Origin of the sequence: Pauljensenia sp. UMB9872 (assembly GCF_030212665.1) — a bacterium.
Classification (GTDB): Bacteria; Actinomycetota; Actinomycetes; order Actinomycetales; family Actinomycetaceae; genus Pauljensenia; species Pauljensenia turicensis_B.
The window spans coordinates 49,046-70,764 of the sequence record NZ_JASOER010000006.1; the positions used below are offsets into that span (position 1 = coordinate 49,046).

Consider the following 21,719-nt stretch of genomic DNA (forward strand, 5'->3'; position numbering starts at 1 on the left):
GAAAATGGGGACTTCTTCGCGCCGATTCGGGCGCTGAAAACCTACTTTTAATTATAGTCCGATAGTGCAAATTTTCCTGATGAACCCACCTGTCAACCCCTATTTTTAATGATGTAGCTCACCAAAAGCGAAACAATAATGACCAGCACCACATTTGTGCTTGTCACGCTACAGTGTGACCTATGGAAATACTTGCCGCACGGTTCGCCGAACTCCGCCCCATCATCGACAATGCGACTCACGATCATCTGATCGCTGTGATGGACGAAATCGGCACGTCACGAGTCTCGGATGAATTTACGCAGACCTGCGTCGCATCGATCCAGTCAGGCAAGCGCTTCCGCGGACTTCTGACATATTTCGGGGCTTCGTTGGCCTTGCAACGTCCGCTGAATGATCCGGATCTTGACCTTTCGGCGTTGGCAGCTGGCCTTGAGCTCTACCAGGCCTCAGCATTGGCGCACGACGATCTCATTGACCATGCTGATACGCGTCGCGGAGCCCCCACTCCCCATGTTCGCCTTGCTGGGATTCATCGCGATAGAGGCTGGGAAGGGTCTGCAACCGCATTCGGTGCCGCCGGCGCTGTTCTTGTCGGTGACCTGTTGTTCTCCGCCGCCCAGGCCGCGGTCAATTCTCAGTGCTCGGCGTTGGACCCAGAGCGCGCCTTCTTGCTCATGCAGCGTTTTACAACGATGCACGCGGAAGTGGGCTTGGGGCAATACCTTGATATCCGAGCAGAAAATCTTCCGTTGGACGTCGAAGATGACGTAGCCATCAGCGTCGAGGATGTCATGGAGGTTGTCCTCCACAAGAGCGCGCATTATTCGATCGTCCACCCGGCGATTCTCGGGGCGATTGCCGGCGGTGGTTCACCCGAGTTGATCCAGGCGTTGGACTCTATCCTCACTCCGTGGGGTATCGCTTTCCAGCTTCGCGATGACGATCTGGGGATCTTCGGCGACCCGGCAACCACGGGCAAGCCTGCCGGCGATGATCTGCGTGAAGGCAAACGAACCGTATTGCTTTCTTTGGCGTGGTCTCATGCGACTGTAGACGAACGTCGCACTCTGCTCTCAGTGCTCGGCGATGAGGATGCTTCGGATGAAGCGATTGCCCAGTGCGCGACGATTATTGAAGAACGCGGTCGACGCGCCCACGAGTCGCTGATTGATTCTCTAGTGAAGGAAGGCCATCGCGGTTTTGACGCCTATCCATTCACTGAAGACCAGCGTCGCGATCTGACCGAGTTGGCTGAGATCGTCACCGCCCGTACGGCGTAACCAGTCGCCCTACGCGTTCAGATTTGCCTTCTGCGATAATGAAAAGAACGAGGCAACGCACATGAGCGAACGAGGCAACGCACATGAGCGGACCTCGTTCTTTGTTCAAGCGCGGGTCGGAATAATTTCAGAACGCCAGAGTTGAGGCGATTGAATTGACCTTGTGGTGGCGCCCCTTCAACAGGGCTTCCATGGGCGTTTCACCGAGTTCATCTTGAACGGTGTACAACCAAGCAGCCGCTTCTTCGGGCGTAAAACCGTCGTCCTCCAGAAGCGTCAGCGTGCCGGGAAGGCTGAACAGTGGCTCCCAGCCGTTTGCACCTAAGACAATGATTTCGCGAGGAATCGCAGGCTTTCCGTTCTCGCCCTTCACGGCAAACAAAACATGATCGCGCACAAACTGCTTGATCCGACGTTCTTCGACGCCCAACAGGCGACCGGCTTCTTCAAACGAAATAGTTTCCACATTCTGGGTCATGTTCTAAGCCTAGCCGTCAAACGCTCCCCCGGCCTCGCCCCTAGGCGCTGAGCGCACGAACTCACATGGCGCGCCGTCTTGCGTACGCCCACTACGGCGCCCCTCTAATACAATCCGAACGTGACCGATTTTGATTCAGACCGACGCACCCCTGACGCTGGTTCGCAGCCGACTGAGCGCCTGCAGACCCTACCAGGGCATCTTGTTGTGCCTGAATCACCTGAGCCCAACGATCTTTCATCCCCTACGAGCGACCAGATTGATCCGCTTCTAGGAATGCTTATTGACTCGCGCTATCGCGTGATCCGCCTGCTGGCTCGTGGCGGAATGGCAACCGTGTACGTGGCACAAGACGAACGCTTGGAGCGCCCGGTTGCTTTGAAGATCATGCATCCGCATCTTGCCCAGTCACAGGATTACGTTGCTCGTTTCCGTCGCGAAGCGCGATCCGCTGCCCGCATCATTCACCCCGGTGTCGTCTCGGTTTTCGATCAGGGTGTTGTTGCTGGTCAGGGATTCTTGGTCATGGAGCTCATCGACGGACCAAACCTTCGCACTGTCTTAAACGAACAAGGTTCTTTTACCGTTGGGCAAACCCTGTCCTACGTTCACGACGTTCTTGACGCACTGAGAGCCGCTCATCGTGTTGGTGTGATCCACCGCGACATCAAGCCAGAAAACGTCCTTGTTCCCGCAGATCCGCCTGCTCGCGTGACCGATTTTGGTTTAGCACGCGCGGCCTCTGAAGTGTCACTTTCGACCACTGGTTCAATGCTGGGAACCGTGGCCTACATTGCTCCGGAAGTTGCCCTGTCACACGACGTTGATCAGCGCACCGACCTTTACGCCGTTGGCATCATGGCGTTTGAAATGCTCACGGGTTCAGTGCCGTGGGAAGGCGAAAACGCTATCCAGATTGCTACGCATCATGTGAATGATCCAATTCCGATGCCGTCGACTCTGGTCAGCTGGTTGCCTCGCGAAATTGATGACTTTATTTCAGCATTAGCTGCGACGAATCCTGATGAGCGACCAACAGACGCCGGTGAAGCACTTGAGCTCCTCGCTCGCGTCGAAATTGGACTGCCGGAAGAGATCCTTACTCGTCGAGCCGACGTTGCACCAAAGGTTGCCTCTTCTGCGGGAGAAACGGCCACTTGGGAGCATCTGGGTGTGACGTCTTCACTTCCCCCGAATGGTCATTCCACGTCCCGCACTGTTGTCCAGGCTGCTGGAGTGCAAGGAGCGATGCATTCTCCAAAAAAGAATCGCCGTTCGTTCATCGGCAAGTTCCTGGCCATCATTGCCTTCGTCGCCATCATCGGTGGCGTAGGTGGCTGGTGGTGGTGGAACGAGTACGGCCCCGGCTCGTACTTGACCATGCCTCAAACAGCTGGGCGTTCCTCACAGGCCGTGAAGTCAGAGCTTGCAGCTCTTGGGCTTGGAGTGATTGAAGAGGAAGCGTTCTCTGACACCGTCCAATCCGGTATCGTCATTTCTTCTGATCCCGATGGCGGGCAGCCTGTTCACAAGAACGCCGAGGTTCGCGTAACAACCTCCAAAGGCATCGATATGCGATCTGTGCCCGATCTTGTTGGAAAGAACAAGTCTGAGATTGAGACTCTGCTCATCGATGCTGGTTTAGCCGTGGGCACAATCAACGAAGAGTATTCGGAAGAGGTCGCCAAGGATATCGTCATTTCTCAGTCCTTGGATCCCGATACGTCGATCCCCCACGATACGAAAATCGATGTTGTTGTCTCGAAGGGTCGAGAACCACTGACGGTTCCGGACCTCATGGCGATGAGTAGCGCTGATGCTCAGGCTGCGATCGAGGCACTGGGATTGGTCGCGTCGCCAAGCGAAGAGTACTCGGACAGTGTCGCCGAAGGCTCCTTGATTTCCCAGACAACAGCAGCTGGCACGACTCTTTATAAGGGCGACAAGGTCGAATATGTCGTTTCTAAGGGGCCAGAAACAGTTGAAGTCCCCTCCATTACGGGTAAGCAGGAAGCTGAAGCGAAGCGAATCTTGGAAGCCGCCGGCCTGAATGTCACGGTTCAACGCGTGCTCGGTGGCGTGTTCGGGACCGCGCGTTACACGGATCCCGATGCTGGCACGGTTGTGAAAAAGGGATCGACGGTCACCCTCTTCATCGTGTAGTCGATAGCTCTGCACAGAGCTTCTACCGATACAGCTTTCCCTGCGACTCTCGCTACAGCTGTCAGCAGCGTTCACGGTGCCACTCCAGTTGCCGTCACGGTCATACAAGGCGACGAAACCCGACCCGACGGCGCGAAATAATCGCCTCACACGGCCAAACCCGCCAGCCCGCACCTCGTGCGCGACCAACAACGTCATACGAGGCGACAAAACCCAGATCCCATGGAGTGGACCCCGTTTTTGGACACTTTCCTGGTTTTGTTTGTGTTCTTGAGGGGGCGTGGTGTGATGTGGCGGACTTTGTCGGAATATCCACGTCGGGCGTGGGTGGATTTGTTTGAGCAAGGCCTTGAGGTGACGGCGTGCGCTCGCCGTTTTGATCTGATGCATGGTGTTGTTGAGCAGTTGTATTAACAGTGACTACTGCATGGCAGGCTATGTCGTGTGCACAACAAGACGCGCAAGACATATTCATTCGAGGTCAAACGTGAGGTCGTGACCCGCGCCTTAGCTGGCGAGAAGCACATTGACTTGGCTCGCGAGTTCGCAATGAGTTCGTCCAAACAGGTTTCCAAGTAGGTTGCAGGTTCCGTCAGGGTGGCGAGGATGCATTGAGGCCTCGCACCCGAGCGACACCCGCTGTCCCGGTTCGCGCATTATCTGAGGAGGATAAGCTACGCCGCGAGGTGGAGTTGGTGCGGTGGTCGGGGTAGTTTACGTGCACAGACTGCACCTGATGCGACAGATTGGCGTGTAAACACGTGTTTGCGTCGCGTGGGATGTAGTTAGTGCGGTGGTCGGGGTAGTTTACGTGCACAGACTGCACCTGATGCGACAGATTGGCGTGTAAACACGTGTTTGTGTCGCATGGGGTGTAGTTGGTGCCGTCGGAAAAGCGCTAGAGCTCTCTGCACTGGGCGATTGCAACGCCGGCTCGAACGAAAGTACCGGGCACGACCAGCAATTTCATGGACACATCGGGTCGCAGAGCGATGACAGGAACAATCACGGCAAGACCAGCCTGGCGGAGGGTGTCTGGTTTTTGTGTGTGGGGTTGGTTTACAAATTATTGGCGAGGCGGTCGGGGTATGTCACTGAGAGTTGGTTGATTGCTTGTTTCCAGCCGGTGGCTTTCGTACTTTCACTATGACCGTTGGCGTCGGTGGCGCGCTTGGTTTTCTTCACCTGTTGCGTAGCACGCTTGTCTTCGATGGTGCAGATCACCAGGCAAAGCGTTTTCAACGCGTCCGTATCAATTGGGGAATTGCCCCCGATGAGGAGTAACTTTACACAGCTCAGCATTAAAAAAACTCAATCGAGTAAGTGGTGTAAAGCCCCCGTCTTACCACGGGCAAGAATTACAGAAATAGTACGACCCGTTCCCACGCGTCACGCCAGACTTTGACCGACTGCGGGTATTTACGCCCGAGTTCTCAATCCTCAAACGCATCAAGTCTAACGCCGGCAGTATCTGCATTTGATGCGGTGTAGCTCTTGCGAAGCACAGTCGAGACTGGCAAGCTCCGGGTTTTCCATCAGCTTCTCACTGATCTCGTTAACCCTAAACGGGGCACAATTCTTCTTCGAAGACACCGCAATCATTATCGATGAAACTCCTTTCAAACCAGAGCCTCACACACAAAACCCTGACCCCCTCACTCCTTCCACACCTTATGCTCAATCGACGCTTCACCCCAGAAGCCCCAACACAGTGTGGGTCAGTAACCTCACCAAATGCGCATCAACAACAGGATCTATCTACCTCTCGCCCGTCATGGACTTGTACGACCGGAGCATCATCGCGTTCTCATGCTCGACCTCTCCCTCGACCAAGGTGACCGCGAAGAGTTTGGCTGACGCGTTCCATACAGCCCAGCCAGCTCCTAGGCTGATAGTTCACACGGACCAGGAGTTCCAATACAGGCACGAACCATGGCATAGCCTGCTTAATGAGCACGGCACCGTCCAGTTAATGAGGCGCAAAGGCAACTGCTACGACGACTCGATCATAGAAAACTCCTTCTCTCATCTCAAAGCCGAATTGTTCCGCCTCAAACACTCGCCAACACACTCGCCCTCGACCACGTGATCCGCGACAACATCACCTGGTACAACACCCAACGCCAACAAGAAGGCCTAAACAACCACACACCCACCGAACACCGAAACCACGCACTCCACCTACACCACGAACACTGTCCCCAAAAAACGGGAACCAGTACAGACAGCAGCAAAATCTCGCCTCACACGACCAAAGCCACCAGAACAAGGCCGCGCCCACCAAGCAATACGATGCTTGTGCGGGCGCGTCCTTGTTGTATCGGGACGAAGATTTAGAGATCGCGACGCAAATACTCTGCGACTTGGAATGCCATTTCTAACGACTGCTGGTGGTTCAAACGTGGATCAACCAAGGTCTCGTAGCGCTTCTGAAGCGACTCATCGTCAAGCTTTTCTGAACCACCAATAACTTCGGTGACATCGTCACCGGTCAGTTCAACGTGGATGCCACCCGGAACGGTTCCTGCTTCGTCATGAGCATCGAAAAATCCTTTCACTTCCTCCATGATCGTTTCAAAGCAACGCGTCTTATATCCGGTGGACGATGGGATCGTATTGCCGTGCATGGGATCGGTAATCCACGTGACGGGGCGACCATCAGTCTTCGCAGCGTTCAGCAACGGAGGAAGATTATCAAGAATCGTGCCTGCACCCATGCGAGTGATGAAGGTCAGACGTCCTTCTTCGCCTTCGGGATTCAATCGATCCATCAGTCCAAGCAGATCGTCAGGCGTCGTTGTAGGACCAACCTTGACACCGATCGGGTTACGCACACGTGCAAGAAGCTCAATATGAGCACCTTCAAGGTCGCGTGTGCGTTCCCCTGCCCACAAGAAGTGACCGGATGTGTCATAGGGCAAGCCGTTACGCGAGTCGATACGCGTCATTGCGGACTCATATTCAAGCAGAAGTGCCTCGTGCGACGAATACAGGTCAACGTCGCGCAGGGAATCGAAGTCAACACCGGCGGCCTGCATGAATTGGACGGCGCGGTGGATCTCTTCAGCCAAGGACTCGTAGCGTGCGTACGCGGGGTTCTGCGTAAAACCACGGTTCCAGTGGTGAACCATGCGCAGGTCAGCGTAACCACCCTTCGTGAAGGCGCGGATCAGATTCAGCGTCGACGCAGCATGGTGGTACGTCTGAAGAAGACGATCCGGATCCGGAATACGCGCTTCGGGGGTGAACTCATAGGAATTCACAGCGTCTCCGCGATACGACGGAAGAGTCACGCCGTCGCGGGTCTCCATGTCGGAAGAACGGGGTTTCGCATACTGTCCGGCGATACGGCCAATCTTCACAACGGGAAGCGAGGCACCGTATGTCAGGACAACCGCCATCTGAAGGAGCGTCTGAATCTTTAGACGCAGGTGATCGGCGGTGGATTCTGCGAAGGTTTCGGCGCAGTCTCCACCCATGAGGACGAAGGCTTCACCGCGTCCCGCAGCTCCCAGCCAAGTCCGCAGATCGTCCACTTCACCAGCAAACACAAGCGGTGGCTGGCAACGCAACGCTGTTGTTACGTCTTCGACTGCCTGCGCATCAGGGTAAGTCGGTTGCTGCAGGGCTTCACGGTTACGCCATGAGTCCCACGGCGCGTCCATACCGGCTTCTGGGGCTACGAGGTCCTCCGGGTCGCGGCGCGCCGGGTACTGTGCGAACCGTGGCGTGCCGCGACCGGGATTCATAGGAAAACTCACTGTGCAGCGGGTTTCACTTCCTGGCCGATCTCGGCCATCATGTCGAGGAACCACTTCTGAGAAATATCGAAGGGCTTGCCACCGGCAATACGCGGGAACGCGATTGCGGTCAGGCGGTCACCGTTTTCTTCATCGTGGCCGATAACGCCGGATTCGCCCTTGAGAGCGCATTCGACAGCAAGATCAGTCATGGACTTGATCAGGCGCAGGTCGTCAGCGTTTGCACGCGAAGAACGTGAGAAGTAGCCCGACTTCTGGACCATGACCTTCTCAGCGTCAATCTTGGATGCGAACTGCTTGGCGAACCACTGGCCGGGGTTGATGGTATCGAGCTTCACGTGGCCAAAGGGGTCGCGCTGGACCTCAACGCCAGCTGCTTCCATTTCAGCGATGATCTCGGGAACGCCTGCACCCTCGGAGAGGAAGATGTTGACGTTGCCTTGCTCGTCCATAATGGCCTTGAGGCGCTTGGCCTCGGCGTCAATGTCGAGTGCCATTTCGGGCAGGAAGACAGCGTGGATGTCCCAGCGTTCCTGCGACAGGCCGATGGAGGGAACCCATTCCTGGGTCTTCAGCCAGTTGTGGTACTCAAGCGAACCAGCAGCGGTCAGCCAACCGCAGTGACGACCCATGATTTCATGGATGATCAGCATACGGGGGTTGGAGCGGTGCTCACCGATGACGTTCTGTGCATACTCGGAGACCTCTTCAGCGGCGGTCCATGCACCTAGGGACTGGCGGATCGGCACAACGTCGTTGTCGATCGTCTTGGGCAAGCCGACGACCGTCAGGTGGTAGTCATGCTCTTCGAGGTAGGCAGCAAGATCTGCAGCCGTGGTGTTAGTGTCGTCGCCACCGATGGTGTGCAGAACGTCAACGCCATCCTTACGGAGCTGCTCAGCAGCCTTTTCAAGCGGATTTTCGCCTTCGGCGACAAGGCCACGCTCGACGAGGTTCTTCGCGTTGGTCAGCTTGACGCGCGAGTTACCAATCGGGGAGCCACCGAAGCGGTGAAGGACAGCAGCATGCTTACGAGCTTCTTCGTCAACGACAACGAAGTTGCCGGTCAGCAGACCGTGGTAGCCGTTCTGGTACGCGATGATCTCGATCGAAGGATCGATTTCGTTGTAGCGCTCAATGAGGCCACCAACAGCGGAAGAAAGACACGGAGCGAAGCCACCGGCGGTGAGCAGAGCGACGCGACGAACCGACATGGAAACACCTTTCAGCGTTGGAACAAGTGCGGTCGGACGACACGCACCTCAAACACCACTAGTTTAAAGCCACAGTGGAGTTGGTATGGGGGTCGCCCGTCCCATGGACGGGCGCACACGCATTTATTCTGCGTTTTCACCCTTGTTAGGATCCGTTTCGCTGGATTCTTCTTCGGGTCGATGAGGTACCTCGACGATCGGAGCGGTACGCCCACCAGGACCGGGTCGACCATTCGTGGGAACTGGGCCGTCGAACTTTCCGTCGGCGGCAAGCTTCGCCTTCACGTCTGCTGCATAAAGGTCAACGTATTCCTGACCCGAGAGCAGCATCAGGTTGTACATGATTTCGTCCGTGATGGCGCGCAGGACGAAGCGGTCCTTGTGGAGGCCCTTGTAACGGGAGAAATCCAGGGGTTCGCCGATGACCATGCCAATGTTGGTTCGCGACGGGATCTTCTGGCCGATCGGCTGAGCAGCGTGCGTGCCAATCATCGCGACGGGAATAACTGGAGCCCCGGACAGCAGGGCAAGTCGAGCAACACCCGTCTTACCGCGGTAGAGACGGCCGTCGGGCGAACGGGTTCCTTCGGGGTAAATGCCGAAGAGTTCACCGCTGGCGAGGCGGTCAAGACCGGCCTTCAAAGCACCTTCGGATGCGCGACCTCCCGAACGATCAACGGGAATTGTGCCAACGGCGCGCATGAATTCCTTCGTGACCCAGCCCTTTGCACCGGTACCCGTAAAGTAGTCGGCCTTACCCATGAAGACGACCTCACGGTCGAGCATCATTGGCAGGAAGACGGAATCCCACACCGCGTTGTGGTTTGAGGCAAGAATTGCCGGCCCGGAGGTCGGGATATTCTCTTTGCCACGAATCCACGGCTTGTATGCCGCCTTCAGGATCGGACTTCCGGTTGCCTTCAATGCTTGGTAGAACGCCACGGCCCCTCCACGAGGTTCGAAGGTGAAAACACGAACTATGCTTAACTCTATGCCCACTTCACGCGATATGCCGGCAGGCAACGACGCTATCTCAGATTCAACGGACAGGCGTGCGAATATCGTTGCACAGGTGCGCACGTATCTGAGCCAAGCACGTCAGATACGCGACGGCGCATCGCCCATAATCAGCGGGCTGTCTTTCGCTGATACGACGTACGTTGTCGTTGATCTTGAGACGACGGGGCTTGACAACGATGACCAGATCACCGAAATTGGTGCGCTTAAAGTCCGCGGTGGCCAGGTACTTTCTACTTTCCAGTCGATGGTGAACCCACTGCGTCCTATCCCTGAAATCGTCACGACTTTGACAGGTATTACCAATGAAGACGTGGAGGGTGCTCCGACTGTTGACCAGGTCCTCCCCCAGTTCTTGACGTGGATCGACGACGGTGAGCCCGCGCAGGTTTTCGTTGCTCAGCACGTTCCTTTTGATCGCGCTTTCCTGCTAAGAGCATGTCAGCAGGCTGGTCTTAAATGGCGACCTCTGCCCTATTTCGACACGTTGACTCTTGCCAGGATTCTGCTTCCAAAGCCTGAGGTTCCCAGTCATTGCCTGGGTGCTCTAGCCGATTATTTCGATGCTCCCGTAGTGGAAGCACACCGTGCTTTGGCTGATTCCTACACGACGTTGCATGTACTGGACGGGCTTACGCACATACTCGAAGACATGGGAGTGACCAGTAGCGACGATATTGCTCTCTTGTCGACGCCACGCGAAGAATTGGGTGCCTACTAGTACGTCGGGGTACGAGGCACATCATTGAGCTTTCCCCTTAACAAAGCCACAAGGTAAGGCGACAGAACCGAAAAACCGGGCGGACACCTGATGGTGTCCGCCCGGCCTCGTACATTCTTCATCGCCCCAAGGTGCATGATGGGCACAATTCAGGCTGACGTGAGCTCGATCCAGCGGCTCAGCAAATTCATCGCACGACCATCATTCATGGCATCGCGTGCCATCTGGATACCAACACCGAAACGCTCGACCAGCGAGCCGTCGTCAGGACGCACGCCCTGAGCCTTGCCGTATGCGATCAAACCACCCGCGGTGTTCAGCGCAACTGCGTCACGAACAGCCTTTCGGCCACCGCCGAGCAGGATTTCTCTCACGACAACAGCGTTATCATCTGGGTCGCCACCGCGAAGGTCTCCGATTGCTGCTGGATCCATGTCGAAGTGTTCGGTCGGGTCGAACTCACTATGAGTGACTTCGCCGTCGCGGACCTCCCAGATCTCGTTCACGTCAACCGTGGAGAGTTCATCCAAGCCGGTTTCCTTGCCTCGGAACACTAGAGCAGACGCGCCACGATCAGCAAGAACGCCGGCGATCAGGCGAGCATTCGTCGGATTCGACGAGCCGATCGCATTCGAGGTCACCTTCGCGGGGTTCGTCAGCGGGCCAAGAATATTGAATGCTGTCGGGAACGCCAAGGAACGACGAACAGGAGCGGCAAAACGCATCGACGGGTGAACCTTGTTCGCGAATAGGAACGCGATGTTCAGTTCATCGAAGATCTCGCGCATGCGTTCGGTCTCGTGGTTCAGGTTCACGCCCAAGGCTTCCATCACGTCGGCGCTACCCGACTGAGAGGTCGAGGCGCGGTTACCGTGCTTGATCAGCGGAGTACCAAGGGAGGCCAAAACGATTGCTGACATGGTCGAAATGTTGACGGTCTTGTAGCCGTCACCACCCGTACCGACAATATCAAGAGCATCGGTGGGCAGGTCAACGCTGACCGCATGGTCCTGCATAGCGTCGGCAAGACCACGGATCTCGGACACCGTTGGCTTTTTGATGACCATAGCGGTCAGGAAGGCTGCCAGGCGTGATTCACCAAGCTCGCCACTCATCACCTGGTCCATCATCCAGTAGGAGCTGTCATAATCCAGGTCCTTACCCGAAATAATGTCGGCGATCAGTCGAGCCCATTCGAAAGATTGACTCACTGACGCGCCTTGCGCAGAAGGTCTGCAACGGTTTCCTGCAGCTCGATCGGATCAAGCGGATCCGAAATAGTTGCCGCAGCACCCGCCCAGGTAGCAAGCCAGGAATCCTGCTGACGTGCGGTCAGGAAGATGATCGGCGGAACTTTCTCTACCGTGTTCTTCAGTTCCTGAGCGACGGACATGCCACCTTCCTTGGTGGTTTCAGCATCCAGGATCAGAAGATCGAAATCGTTGTTTTCCACCAGTTCCTTGGTGCCGAAGGGGGTTGCAGCTTCGGACCATTCAATGGTCGGCAGATCCTTCGCAGCACGAATACCAACACCGTTGACAACAGCATGGCGCTTATCAATGTCGGCGCTAAAAACCAGGATGCGTGCGGTCATTTCGCTCACGATCTTCTCCCAATGGTTGGATGCCTTACGGCTTCGAAACTTTAACCGGGTCTATTGTATGCGCTAGTGGGCGGTCCACCGCTCGGTGAAGCGCCCACTAGAACGAGTTGCGTCAGGCTATCAGCGTGCCTTCATCACTCCGATAACGTCCAGAACGAAAACCTGGGGGGTGATCGTCTGCGTTGAGCCCGACTGAGCACCGGACTGGGCAGACTGCTGAGCAGCTGCGCTTGCACCGGCGATGTACAGGAAACGAGTACCGACAGTCTTCCCTACCACTTTCAGCTGGGCGGCATCCGCGGTGTACTTTTTGTTGGTGTCAGACCACGTCGACTGGACCTGGGAGGCATTACCAAACGGGGCGCCCAAACCGCGGTAGAGAACAATGTCGCCGTCTTCGATGGTCTCACCGACACCGGTGTAGATATCAATCGATGCGTCTTCGGTGGGGGCAGGGCTTCCTTCGGTGAAGGACAGAGTAGGTTCGACCGCTGGGTCACCTTCAACGCTGATGCCGGCAGGCAGTTCGTTACCGGTAGCGGTAGCCTTCTTCAGGCTTTCCTCGTCGATAGAAACGTTCGACGTGGAATCAAGCAGGTCCACAACGAAAATCAGCGTGGAGTTGGCGGGAATCGATGAGGAATCCTTGTTTCCGTACGCCCAGGTTGCGGGAACAACCAGCTCAACGCGGTCGCCAACGTGCTGGGTCGCTAGGCCGTAGGTCCATCCGGGGATCACCTGGTTCAGACCGAAAGCGATCGGCTTACCGGTTTCGAAGGAGGACTCAACCTTGGTGCCGTCCCAGAGAGCGAGCTCGTAGTTGACGTAGACGGTGTCGGTGAGCTGAACTTCAGCGCCGTCACCTTGAACGAGGGTCTTGACATAGACCTTGTCGGTCGGAGCGTCGCCTTCGCCGGCGGAGATTTCGGTGTCTTCACCGTATCCGCCCGTTGTAGCCGGGAAGTTGAAGTCGCCGTCACGTTCAACCTCGGGGATTGATGTGCCTGATTGGGCTGAGGCAGACTGCGAGTCGTCAGTAGAACCGCACGCTGCAAGACCAAGGGAAACGGTGATGGCGAGGACGGCTACGGCCGCCTTATGCATAATCTTCATATTTTCTTTCGGCTCAGTGGAAGGATTCACCACATGCGCAGGTGTTCCGCGCGTTCGGGTTGTCGATGGTGAAGCCCTGACGTTCAATCGAGTCTGCGAAGTCGATCGTTGCACCGTTGAGGTACGGGACCGACATGCGGTCGACAACAACCTCAACACCGTCGAAGTCACGCACAGCGTCGCCGTCGAGCAAACGGTCATCGAAGTAGAGCTGGTAGATCAGGCCGGAGCAACCACCGGGCTGAACGGCGATGCGCAGGCGAAGGTCGTCGCGCCCTTCCTGTTCGAGCAGGCTCTTCACCTTGGCTGTTGCAACGTCCGTCAACGTCACTTCGTGTGCGGGTGCTTCGATGTCGGTGTCAGACATGACGCTCCATTCGTTTGAAAAAACTCATTGACAATTGTTTAGAGTACGTGCGTTCGTCGCGTTGTGCCACGGCAAGGGCGCCCATGGACGTTACGGGTGAGAAAACTAACCGACTATCGCGCCCACGTGCGCGCGATTCGTTCTCCTGCTTCACCCAGGGTAAGCGCCCCTTCGGTAAGGAATTGCCCATGTAGACCCCACTGGGCGCGTTCGTGCGCGGCAAGTGACGATTCGCTTCCGAGTGCCACAACCGGTAAAGCGTAAAGCCCTGCCACATCCGTGATCACATCCAGTGATGCGTCAGCGAGCGACGGTGAATGCAAGCGCGGTTCGGCGACGATGACGAGGTTCGCATCTGCGAGCGCAGAATCAAGGTCGCAAATGGCGCGCAAGAATTGGCCTGTGGGAACAATTCGTCCCCCCAGTGCTCCAACAATCGCGCCGATTCCACCGGCTGCACCGGATCCGGGAGCCGTGCCCCAGTTGGTGGGAGCGGCCTCGTCCCCCATGGGGGACGCCAAAAGGTTACGCTTCGCCTTCGTTGAAAGAACGCGGGTCAGCATCGAGGTGAGCTGCCGGTTTTGCGATGTGCGAGCCTCAAGGTCGACGCCGAGCGCCAGCACGGATGACAGTCCCAGCAGTGGCCTCATCGACGAGGCCGCGACCACCACATCACGACCGGCGATTGCGGCGCGGGCAATATCGAGCGCACGTCGCAACCGGTCTTCAAGATCCGGACCATCGCTCAAATCGATGTTGGACAGGGCGCTTAAAAACCCGAATCCGCAGTCAACGTCAATCGAATGGGCGCCTTCAATAAGCGGGGTGAGCCCGCCATCAAGGGCATCGAGCGTACGCTGACCCGCGTCGAACGTAGATTCTTCGTGGATGGGAACGGCGATCGGTGCCCAGCCGGTGGCCTGCGCTTGCACGAGTGCTTCGGTGAAAGCAACGCCAGCTCCAAAAGGAATAAGGCGAATATTCCAGTCGGGTTTGCGCGCGCTAAACCCGTCAGCGCAGGCATTTAAAGCAGCCAGCGTTGACGGGTATGCGGGGTCGCCTCCGGTCCAGTGCCCGGCGATGACCAGTGTTGGACTCACAGTTGGGGCAGACGCGTCAGGAGTAGCGCTTCAGCAAGAATCGCTGCGCGCAGGTCCGGGATCGACTGCGACTCGTCTTCGGAATGCGCGTTCGTGAGCGGATCCTCAACGCCGGTCACGACCACCTGAGCGTGAGGGAACAGGCGCTGAAAGTCGGTGATGAACGGAATCGAGCCACCCACACCGATGTTCACAGACTTCACGCCCCACGCATCCGACAAAGCCTCGTGCAGAAGCTTCGTGACGGGTGAATCCATATCCGCCTGGTAGCCGTTTCCGGCTTCGTTGCGGGTGATCTCAAGGTGGGCGCCGAACGGTGCGTGCGACTCGAGGTGCTCGACAAGACGATCCATGGCCTCAACCGGATCCTTGCCCGGGACAACGCGCATCGACAGGCGGAAGCGAGTGTGCGGAGCTATCGTATTCGACGAGTTCGACACGGGGCGCGCGTCAAAACCGATGACGGAAACGCTGGGCTTGGTCCACACACGGGCGGCCAGATCGCCACTACCGGCAAGCTGAACGCCATCAAGCAGGCCAGCCGCTGCGCGGAACTCATCTTCTGGCCAATCCACGTCAGCCTTATCGGAGCCACCAAGACCCTCGACAACCAGATCACCCTTCTCGTCGTACAGGGATGAGATGAGCATGGCAGCGCAGGTCACCGAGTCCAGCATCGGGCCACCGAACATGCCGGAGTGAACCGCGTGGTCAGCGACAGTCAGATCGACGGTGCACACGGAGTTGCCACGCAGGGTCGAGGTGACGGCGGGCTCGCCAACCTTCCAGTTATCGGAGTCGGCGACGACGATGACATCAGCCTTCAGCTTGTCCTTGTGGGTTTCAAGGAAGGTCGTAAACGACGGGGAACCGATTTCTTCTTCGCCTTCGATAAAGACAACAACATTCACCGGCAGGCGATCCTTCAACAGGGACATCGCACCGAAGTGAACGATGACGCCGGCGCCGTCATCCGAGGTGCCTCGACCGTAGATGCGATCCCCGCGAACCTCGGCAACAAACGGGTCAGATGCCCAGCGGGACACATCGCCGGTCGGCTGAACATCATGGTGAGCGTAAAGCAGAACCGTCGGTGCGCCCTCAACCTTCGGACTGGTCGCCACGATGGCGGGTTTGCCTTCCACGCCTTCAGGCGTGGTGACGCGAAGAACCTCAGCGTCAAAACCGAGCGATGCGAAGCGCTCACACACGTGTGCGGCGCTGCGGGCCAGGTCTTCCTGGTGCGCAGGATCGGAAGAAACCGAAGGAATTGCAACCAAGGTCTTCAACTCGTCAAGGAAAGAATCGAAGGAGGAATCGAGCAAGGAATTGAGTTCATCTCGCGACGGCGCGAGTGCAGATGTTTCAGACATGACTCTTACATTAGTGGACGAAATGAGCCTTTGGCGCTTTCATCAGTTAGCCTGTGTACGTATTTCATGCACTCATCACTGGCATTCAAAGGGGATTACAGGTGTCCGAAGCCGAAAAGCAGAACGAAACGACCGGCAAGAAGGGACGTCCCACTCCGAAGAGGAAGGACGCTCAGGCACGTAATTCTCACCCGTTGGTTCCCGCGGATCGTAAGGAAGCAAAGCGTCAAGCACGCGCCCAACGCGATGCACAGTTCAAGCGTGAGCAGATGGCATTGGAGACCGGCGACGAACGCTACCTGCCCCTCCGCGACAAGGGTCGCGTGCGTCGTTTCATTCGCGATTACGTCGATGCGCGCTGGTCCTTCTCTGAGTTCCTTCTTCCCGTGATGGTGATCTTCCTGATCGCGATGATGGGTGTTTCCCTGATCCGTTCGCTTCCGGCTAACGTCACGAGCATCATGATGATCTCGGTGACTGTCGCGCTCTACAGCCTGTTCCTGATCTCGATCATCGAAGGCGTTGTTGTGTGGCGCAAGCTGAAGCGTCGCATCGGCGAGCGCTACCCGAACGATCAGATAGCACCGCGTTCGTGGTACTACTGCTTCTCACGCATGATTATGGCTCGCCGTTGGCGTAGCCCTCGTCCGCAGGTTGCGCGTGGCGAATTCCCGGGTAAAAAGAAGACCAAGTAACCCGGTTACTTCCGCTTAAAGTCGAGGTCACGCCCGGTGGCCTCGACTTTTTAGTATCGCTTCTGCCACTTCGCCGGTTGCGTATGGCGGTTCCTCGTTTGTGTTTTACGAGGCCGCCTGGCCGACGTGGCGAGTTGCCCAGAATACGACTGCGGAGGCTGCTGCGACGTTCAGCGAGTCGACTCCTCCAGCCATTGGGATACGCACGACGGTGTCGGCGTTCGCGATAGTGCGCGGTTTCAATCCGTCGCCTTCTGTTCCCATGACCATCGCGACCTTGGCGTCTGGCGCGGTGCAGGCGTCGGATTCAACAAACTCGTCCAAGCTGACTGAGTCGTCAGACAGTGCGAGTGCTGCAACGTGGAAGCCAGCATCGTGCAGTTCATCCATTGCGGGCCACTTTTCCATGCGGGTCCACGGCACTTGGAAGACCGTGCCCATTGAGACTCGGACCGATCGCCGATAGAGCGGGTCAGCGCAACTGGGTGTCACCAGAACGGCATCGACGCCAAGAGCGGCCGCGGATCGGAAAGCTGCACCGACATTCGTGTGATCAACGAGGTCTTCAAGAATGACGATGCGACGTGCGGACTCACCGTTACGGGCAGTTTTCAAAAGATCACTGACTGGCTCCAACACCGGGCGTTGCATCGCTGCCAGTGCGCCTCGATGCAGATGGAAACCGGTGATGGTTTCTAAAAGAGCCTCGTCCGCCATGAAAATCGGGATGTCTGCCCCGTCGGGCGACCCCGTTGCTTTCTCGATCAGCGGAGCAAGATCACTCATCCATTTTTCAGCCATAAGGAACGACCGCGGATGATGACCGATTTCTAGGGCACGCATAATCACGTTCGTTGACTCTGCCATGTAGAGTCCGCGTTCGGGTTCAAGAGCGGCACGAAGCTTGACGTCTTTCAGCTTCGTGTAATCGGCCAGACGAGGATCTTGGTCAAGATCAGCCGATTGAAGAGGAATAATCACGGACGCACCTTCGCCAATTCCCTGTTCACTTCACCCGGCCATGATGGGCCCTCGTAGATGAACGCGGTGAAGGCTTCGACAAGATCGGCACCCGCACTCAGCATGGCGCGCGCATCGTTCGAAGTGAAGATCCCGCCGGCTCCGATCAGAATCTGCTCATCATCGAGGTTCGAGGCAACAAGACGAACAACGTCTAGGGCGCGCTCACGCAATGGAGCTCCGGATACACCACCATCACCCAGATCGTGGTTGATGGTCGTGTTCGTGGCGACCACACCAGCCACACCCAGTTCGCGCGTGAGCGCACAGATGTCGACGATATCTTCATCAGCCAGATCGGGAGCAATCTTGACGAACAGAGGAATCGGACGATCCGTGGCTTCCTCGCACCCTTTTCGGGCTGCCTGCAGGATCAGACGAAGCGAATCAACGGATTGAAGATCGCGAAGCCCAGGAGTGTTCGGTGAGGACACATTGACGATCACAAAATCAACCCACGGTGAAAGCTGGCGAGCGCAGTATTCGTAATCTGCCGGGGCGTCTTCGGCGGGAGTCACCTTGTTTTTCCCAATATTGGCGCCAACAATCGCGGCGCGACCCGCCTTTGTTGAACGCAGTTTCTTCAAGCGCTCACCCGCAGCGTCGGCACCTTCGTTATTGAATCCCATGCGATTACGAAGACCCTGAGATTCCATCAGACGCCACAAGCGAGGTCCTTCATTGCCGGGTTGGGCCTTCGGGGTGATCGTACCGACCTCGACGAATCCGAAGCCCAAAGCGGTCAGTCCAAGAACCGCACAAGCATCTTTGTCCATTCCTGCTGCAAGACCCAGGCGGTGACGTACAAGACGCCTGCCGATGTAGACCTTGCGACGCTCTGGAAGCAAATCTTCATCGATATCGTCGAAATGACCGATCGTCGCTCGCATTAAACCGCGGGTAAGTGCACACTTTCCTGCATATTCAATAGCGGTGATACCCAAATGATGAGCCATCTCGGGATCGGTGCGATGAATGAACGTTTTAAACAACCACGAGTACGTCTGACGGATCATGCCTTAAGCCTATGTGTTTCAGTCCCACCATATCCACCACCCATTTCGTGATTGAAAATCGGTGGGGACTAAGAGGAATTCATCAGGATCCCCTTGAGCGCTGGTCAGCCCGTATTTTTCACGAAGAATCGGCCAACACAATGCCAACGAACGTGCGTATGGAGCCTGCGCAGAGCAGTCGGACGTGGAAGGCAGATAGATTCCATCAATGCTGATCCGTTCGTCAAAACGAGGTGCACACACAACGTATCCGCTCAAATAGACTCCCAGATTGTTCGCGCACGCTTTCAATAGATCACACACCTGCGGTCCGGAGTTTTGTGATTCCTCCAGGTTTGCTTTGGGAAGCAGGGACAGAAGCTCGGTAGCAACTTGGGATCCGATCATGTCAAAACGTGCAAACTCATCGCTCAAAGCGGGAAGACACATATAGGGCGATAACAATTCATAGAGTCCCGTTTCGTGAACCCAATGGCTCGGACCATACAGTCCCTCATACCCCGACATTGGTTGAAGAGTATTCAGCGTCATCATGCAATCCTTTCTTCGTTGGAAACGACTGCTTTTACTGAACGCCGAACCGGCTTTCGGTGCATCTTCATTCCCTCGATTCTGTGGATAAGTGCCCCTTCATCATTTTTGTGGATAACTCCCCCGGACTGGCCAACACGATAACGCCATCGACTACGACCCCAAACATCACAACGAATCCCTACACATCCGCACAGGCTGGGCAGGCCACTCAACCACCCCGACACGCCCAGAAAAAACACACAATTCGGGCATTAGCCACACATTTTGGTATCAACCCAAAAATCGGGTGGAATGCAATAAAAGCGGTGGCCGGTGATGAATGTTCATCACCGGCCACCGTCGTCGATCAAGCCAAGCGCCACGCAGGGCACTTTCACGACTTCATCATTCGTTTGTTGTCGAGTCCTTCGGGTCTACCGACTGAGCTGGAGCCTCGGCCTCGTCCCCCGGAATTGGAAGGACGCGGAGAAGCACGACGGAGGCAACAAGACCACCCCACACAAGAAGGATCGTCACCAGGAACATGACGGTTGCAGCTGCGCTCACGATGCACCTCCTTCACGGGTTACATCAGCGGTTTCGGCGCCGGAAACGGTCGCATTAACCAAAGCTTCTTCGTCTTCTTCAACAAGGTGAGTAACCGTTTTTGCATCGACACCGTGATGGCTCCAGGGCAGAAGCGTCAGGATTGCAGACACGATGATCGCGAACGCAACCGAGCCCCAACCGAAGATCAGGACGAAGCTCGTCTTGTAACCGCCGTAGCCTTCCTGGATGTAGCCGACGATCGCAGAGAAAAGCATGAAGATCAGTACTGCGGGGATAATGACGCCGACCAGTGCATCCCAAGCCTTCGGCACCTTGACGCTGGACACCGAGTTCAGGTGTGTGCGCAGACCCTTCAAACGCGGAGCGAAGAGCGCTACCAGGATTGCCATCGAAACAGCAGTCGACACGACACCGATGTTATTGATGAAAGTATCGACGATATCCAGGTTGTTCAGACCCGAGCGGGTACCGAACAGAGACAGCGAGATAATCATTGCGGGAACGCCGAGAACCATGGAGGCCTTAATCGGCGAGAAACCGAACTTATCCTGCAGACCGCCGGACACAACCTGAAGTAGCGACAGTAGGGAGGTAATACCGGCAAGCACCAAGGAAGCGAAGAACAAGACGCCGAACAAGGAACCACCGGGCATCATCGAAACGATCTGCGGGAAGGTCACGAAAGACAAAATCGGGCCTGTCAGGCCTTCCAGTTCATTCACGCCCACACCTTGCGATGCTGCCATGAAGCCAAGAGCAGAGAAGACGCCGATACCGGCGAGGATTTCGAACGAGGAATTCGCGAAACCTGCGACCAGAGCGGTGCCGGTCAAGTTCGTCTTCGGCTTCAGGTAGGACGCATATGTCAACATGATGCCGAAGCCCACCGACAGCGAGTAGAAGACCTGTGAGAAGGCTGCGAGCCACACGTGGGGGTCGGACAACTGTCCCCACTGCGGGGTGAAGAATGCGTTCAGACCATCGATCGCGCCATTAAGGAAGATTGCGCGAAAAACCATGACCAGGAACAGGACAACCAGCAACGGAAGGAAGACCTTGTTTGCTGCTTCAACGCCCTTGGACAGGCCACGGCCGATGATCAGAAGGACGAAAAACCACACGAGTGCCAGCGGGATCATGATGGCTGCAACGGGGCTCCATGAGAAGGTTTCGCCATCAACAGTCTGCAGGAAGTCATTCAGGAAGAAACCCTGCGGGTCATCGCCCCACGACTGGTTCACCGAGTAGATCGTGTACTGAACGCCCCATGCGATCACGGCACCGTAGTACACCATAATCACGAAACAAACCAGAACCTGGAACCAGCCGATGAACTCGCCACCGGCTTTCAAGCGACGCAACGCCCACGGCGGTGAACCACGGAACTTATGGCCGAGCGAGTAGTCGAGCCACAGCATCGGAATACCGACTGCGATCAGTGCGACAAGGTAAGGAATAAGGAAGGCGCCACCACCGTTTGCGTAGGCGACACCGGGGAAACGCCAGATATTTCCCAGACCGATTGCGGAGCCGATCGCGGCAAGGAGGAAACCGGTCTGACCGGTCCAGGTATCCTTGCGGTCCGGCTGCTCGGCCGTAGGTGTTTGAGTTGACATGGGTACTCCCTATAGACAGGATTCCCATTCAATGTAACGGCCACGCGCAAAGTGCCGGCAAAATGTCCACCAGATAGACACCAAGTACGCCGCATT

General features: G+C 56.5%; 22 protein-coding genes and 1 pseudogene. 7 read left to right on the top strand and 16 right to left on the bottom strand.

The features are described 5' to 3' along the window. Positions 1 to 182: 182 nt before the first annotated feature. Positions 183 to 1,283: a polyprenyl synthetase family protein gene (locus tag QP109_RS03560; protein WP_285023329.1), complete on the top strand. Its 1,101-nt coding sequence runs from the start codon at positions 183 to 185 to the stop codon at positions 1,281 to 1,283. Positions 1,284 to 1,410: 127 nt separating this feature from the next. On the opposite strand, the gene QP109_RS03565 is transcribed toward QP109_RS03560, so the two are convergent. Next, complete coding sequence (locus QP109_RS03565; RefSeq protein WP_101627877.1) at positions 1,411 to 1,761, bottom strand: Rv2175c family DNA-binding protein; 351 nt, start codon at positions 1,759 to 1,761, stop codon at positions 1,411 to 1,413. 120 nt (positions 1,762 to 1,881) lie between these two features. Here QP109_RS03565 and pknB point away from each other — a divergent pair, with 120 nt between their 5' ends. After that, positions 1,882 to 3,924 (top strand): Stk1 family PASTA domain-containing Ser/Thr kinase, encoded by a 2,043-nt coding sequence (pknB, locus tag QP109_RS03570; protein ID WP_285023331.1) that lies wholly within the window; start codon positions 1,882 to 1,884, stop codon positions 3,922 to 3,924. 444 nt (positions 3,925 to 4,368) lie between these two features. Continuing rightward, positions 4,369 to 4,503, top strand: coding sequence for a hypothetical protein (locus QP109_RS03575; RefSeq protein WP_285023333.1), 135 nt, complete (start codon positions 4,369 to 4,371; stop codon positions 4,501 to 4,503). Between the two features lie 480 nt (positions 4,504 to 4,983). Here the strand turns inward: QP109_RS03575 and QP109_RS03580 are convergent. Further along, positions 4,984 to 5,441: pseudogene (locus tag QP109_RS03580) on the bottom strand (transposase); the annotation flags it as partial. Here QP109_RS03580 and QP109_RS09275 point away from each other — a divergent pair. Both QP109_RS09275 and QP109_RS09280 read left to right on the top strand, forming a co-directional pair. Then, positions 5,405 to 6,013 carry a DDE-type integrase/transposase/recombinase gene (locus tag QP109_RS09275; RefSeq protein WP_350224206.1) on the top strand — a complete coding sequence of 203 codons (609 nt, stop codon included), beginning with the start codon at positions 5,405 to 5,407 and terminating at the stop codon, positions 6,011 to 6,013. The pseudogene QP109_RS03580 and the gene QP109_RS09275 overlap by 37 nt on opposite strands. Continuing rightward, on the top strand, positions 6,010 to 6,261 hold the full coding sequence (locus QP109_RS09280; RefSeq protein WP_165778249.1) for an IS3 family transposase: 252 nt from the start codon (positions 6,010 to 6,012) through the stop codon (positions 6,259 to 6,261). The genes QP109_RS09275 and QP109_RS09280 overlap by 4 nt, the downstream gene beginning before the upstream one ends. Here the strand turns inward: QP109_RS09280 and QP109_RS03585 are convergent. The 3 genes from QP109_RS03585 to QP109_RS03595 all read right to left on the bottom strand — a co-directional run bounded on the left by QP109_RS03585 (position 6,258) and on the right by QP109_RS03595 (position 9,841). Continuing rightward, positions 6,258 to 7,673, bottom strand: a complete 1,416-nt coding sequence (locus QP109_RS03585) for a class II 3-deoxy-7-phosphoheptulonate synthase (RefSeq protein WP_101628665.1) — start codon at positions 7,671 to 7,673, stop codon at positions 6,258 to 6,260. The two genes, QP109_RS09280 and QP109_RS03585, sit on opposite strands and share 4 nt — an antisense overlap. Before the next feature lie 8 nt (positions 7,674 to 7,681). Continuing rightward, positions 7,682 to 8,899, bottom strand: a complete 1,218-nt coding sequence (locus QP109_RS03590) for a pyrophosphate--fructose-6-phosphate 1-phosphotransferase (RefSeq protein ID WP_101628666.1) — start codon at positions 8,897 to 8,899, stop codon at positions 7,682 to 7,684. Between the two features lie 123 nt (positions 8,900 to 9,022). Beyond that, a complete protein-coding gene (locus QP109_RS03595) occupies positions 9,023 to 9,841 on the bottom strand; it encodes a lysophospholipid acyltransferase family protein (RefSeq protein WP_101628667.1) in 819 nt (272 codons plus the stop codon). A 49-nt stretch (positions 9,842 to 9,890) separates the two neighbouring features. On the opposite strand from QP109_RS03595, the gene QP109_RS03600 reads away from it, so the two are divergent. Next, entirely contained in the window at positions 9,891 to 10,637 is a 747-nt protein-coding gene (locus QP109_RS03600; protein WP_285023336.1) for a 3'-5' exonuclease, read from the top strand. A gap of 149 nt (positions 10,638 to 10,786) precedes the next feature. Here the strand turns inward: QP109_RS03600 and trpD are convergent, their stop codons facing one another. The 6 genes from trpD to QP109_RS03630 all read right to left on the bottom strand — a co-directional run bounded on the left by trpD (position 10,787) and on the right by QP109_RS03630 (position 16,193). Beyond that, positions 10,787 to 11,848: an anthranilate phosphoribosyltransferase gene (gene trpD / locus QP109_RS03605; RefSeq protein WP_101628669.1), complete on the bottom strand. Its 1,062-nt coding sequence runs from the start codon at positions 11,846 to 11,848 to the stop codon at positions 10,787 to 10,789. Next, positions 11,845 to 12,240, bottom strand: coding sequence for a response regulator (locus tag QP109_RS03610; RefSeq protein WP_006681198.1), 396 nt, complete (start codon positions 12,238 to 12,240; stop codon positions 11,845 to 11,847). Before QP109_RS03610 ends, trpD begins: the two co-directional genes overlap by 4 nt. Before the next feature lie 120 nt (positions 12,241 to 12,360). Then, complete coding sequence (locus QP109_RS03615) at positions 12,361 to 13,353, bottom strand: FKBP-type peptidyl-prolyl cis-trans isomerase (protein ID WP_270772947.1); 993 nt, start codon at positions 13,351 to 13,353, stop codon at positions 12,361 to 12,363. 13 nt (positions 13,354 to 13,366) lie between these two features. Continuing rightward, entirely contained in the window at positions 13,367 to 13,720 is a 354-nt protein-coding gene (gene erpA / locus QP109_RS03620; protein WP_101628672.1) for an iron-sulfur cluster insertion protein ErpA, read from the bottom strand. Between the two features lie 113 nt (positions 13,721 to 13,833). After that, positions 13,834 to 14,820 (bottom strand): glycerate kinase, encoded by a 987-nt coding sequence (locus QP109_RS03625; protein ID WP_285023339.1) that lies wholly within the window; start codon positions 14,818 to 14,820, stop codon positions 13,834 to 13,836. Further along, the gene (locus tag QP109_RS03630) at positions 14,817 to 16,193 is read right to left on the bottom strand and encodes a M20/M25/M40 family metallo-hydrolase (protein WP_285023341.1); all 1,377 of its coding nucleotides are present in this window, start codon (positions 16,191 to 16,193) and stop codon (positions 14,817 to 14,819) included. Before QP109_RS03630 ends, QP109_RS03625 begins: the two co-directional genes overlap by 4 nt. Before the next feature lie 101 nt (positions 16,194 to 16,294). On the opposite strand from QP109_RS03630, the gene QP109_RS03635 reads away from it, so the two are divergent. Continuing rightward, a complete protein-coding gene (locus tag QP109_RS03635) occupies positions 16,295 to 16,888 on the top strand; it encodes a DUF3043 domain-containing protein (RefSeq protein WP_101628689.1) in 594 nt (197 codons plus the stop codon). A gap of 105 nt (positions 16,889 to 16,993) precedes the next feature. On the opposite strand, the gene QP109_RS03640 is transcribed toward QP109_RS03635, so the two are convergent. The 5 genes from QP109_RS03640 to QP109_RS03660 form a co-directional block, all read right to left on the bottom strand. Continuing rightward, positions 16,994 to 17,869 (bottom strand): TrmH family RNA methyltransferase, encoded by an 876-nt coding sequence (locus QP109_RS03640; protein WP_270772939.1) that lies wholly within the window; start codon positions 17,867 to 17,869, stop codon positions 16,994 to 16,996. After that, the gene (locus tag QP109_RS03645; RefSeq protein WP_101628676.1) at positions 17,866 to 18,924 is read right to left on the bottom strand and encodes a quinone-dependent dihydroorotate dehydrogenase; all 1,059 of its coding nucleotides are present in this window, start codon (positions 18,922 to 18,924) and stop codon (positions 17,866 to 17,868) included. Before QP109_RS03645 ends, QP109_RS03640 begins: the two co-directional genes overlap by 4 nt. Before the next feature lie 18 nt (positions 18,925 to 18,942). Continuing rightward, on the bottom strand, positions 18,943 to 19,458 hold the full coding sequence (locus QP109_RS03650; RefSeq protein WP_285023345.1) for a hypothetical protein: 516 nt from the start codon (positions 19,456 to 19,458) through the stop codon (positions 18,943 to 18,945). Between the two features lie 384 nt (positions 19,459 to 19,842). Next, entirely contained in the window at positions 19,843 to 20,004 is a 162-nt protein-coding gene (locus tag QP109_RS03655) for a MetS family NSS transporter small subunit (protein WP_270772935.1), read from the bottom strand. Then, positions 20,001 to 21,623, bottom strand: coding sequence for a sodium-dependent transporter (locus QP109_RS03660; RefSeq protein WP_285023347.1), 1,623 nt, complete (start codon positions 21,621 to 21,623; stop codon positions 20,001 to 20,003). The genes QP109_RS03655 and QP109_RS03660 overlap by 4 nt, the downstream gene beginning before the upstream one ends. Between the last annotated feature and the right edge of the window lie 96 nt (positions 21,624 to 21,719).

Bases quoted from the DNA above. Each gene is read 5' to 3' on its own strand.
- QP109_RS03565 (WP_101627877.1), bottom strand. From the start codon at position 1,761: ATGACCCAGAATGTGGAAACTATTTCGTTTGAAGAAGCCGGTCGCCTG.
- erpA (WP_101628672.1), bottom strand. From the start codon at position 13,720: ATGTCTGACACCGACATCGAAGCACCCGCACACGAAGTGACGTTGACG.
- QP109_RS03660 (WP_285023347.1), bottom strand. From the start codon at position 21,623: ATGTCAACTCAAACACCTACGGCCGAGCAGCCGGACCGCAAGGATACC.
- QP109_RS03600 (WP_285023336.1), top strand. From the start codon at position 9,891: ATGCCCACTTCACGCGATATGCCGGCAGGCAACGACGCTATCTCAGAT.
- QP109_RS03630 (WP_285023341.1), bottom strand. From the start codon at position 16,193: ATGTCTGAAACATCTGCACTCGCGCCGTCGCGAGATGAACTCAATTCC.
- QP109_RS03590 (WP_101628666.1), bottom strand. From the start codon at position 8,899: ATGTCGGTTCGTCGCGTCGCTCTGCTCACCGCCGGTGGCTTCGCTCCG.
- QP109_RS03645 (WP_101628676.1), bottom strand. From the start codon at position 18,924: ATGATCCGTCAGACGTACTCGTGGTTGTTTAAAACGTTCATTCATCGC.
- QP109_RS03560 (WP_285023329.1), top strand. From the start codon at position 183: ATGGAAATACTTGCCGCACGGTTCGCCGAACTCCGCCCCATCATCGAC.
- QP109_RS03615 (WP_270772947.1), bottom strand. From the start codon at position 13,353: ATGAAGATTATGCATAAGGCGGCCGTAGCCGTCCTCGCCATCACCGTT.
- QP109_RS03585 (WP_101628665.1), bottom strand. From the start codon at position 7,673: ATGAATCCCGGTCGCGGCACGCCACGGTTCGCACAGTACCCGGCGCGC.
- QP109_RS03650 (WP_285023345.1), bottom strand. From the start codon at position 19,458: ATGATGACGCTGAATACTCTTCAACCAATGTCGGGGTATGAGGGACTG.
- QP109_RS09275 (WP_350224206.1), top strand. From the start codon at position 5,405: ATGCGGTGTAGCTCTTGCGAAGCACAGTCGAGACTGGCAAGCTCCGGG.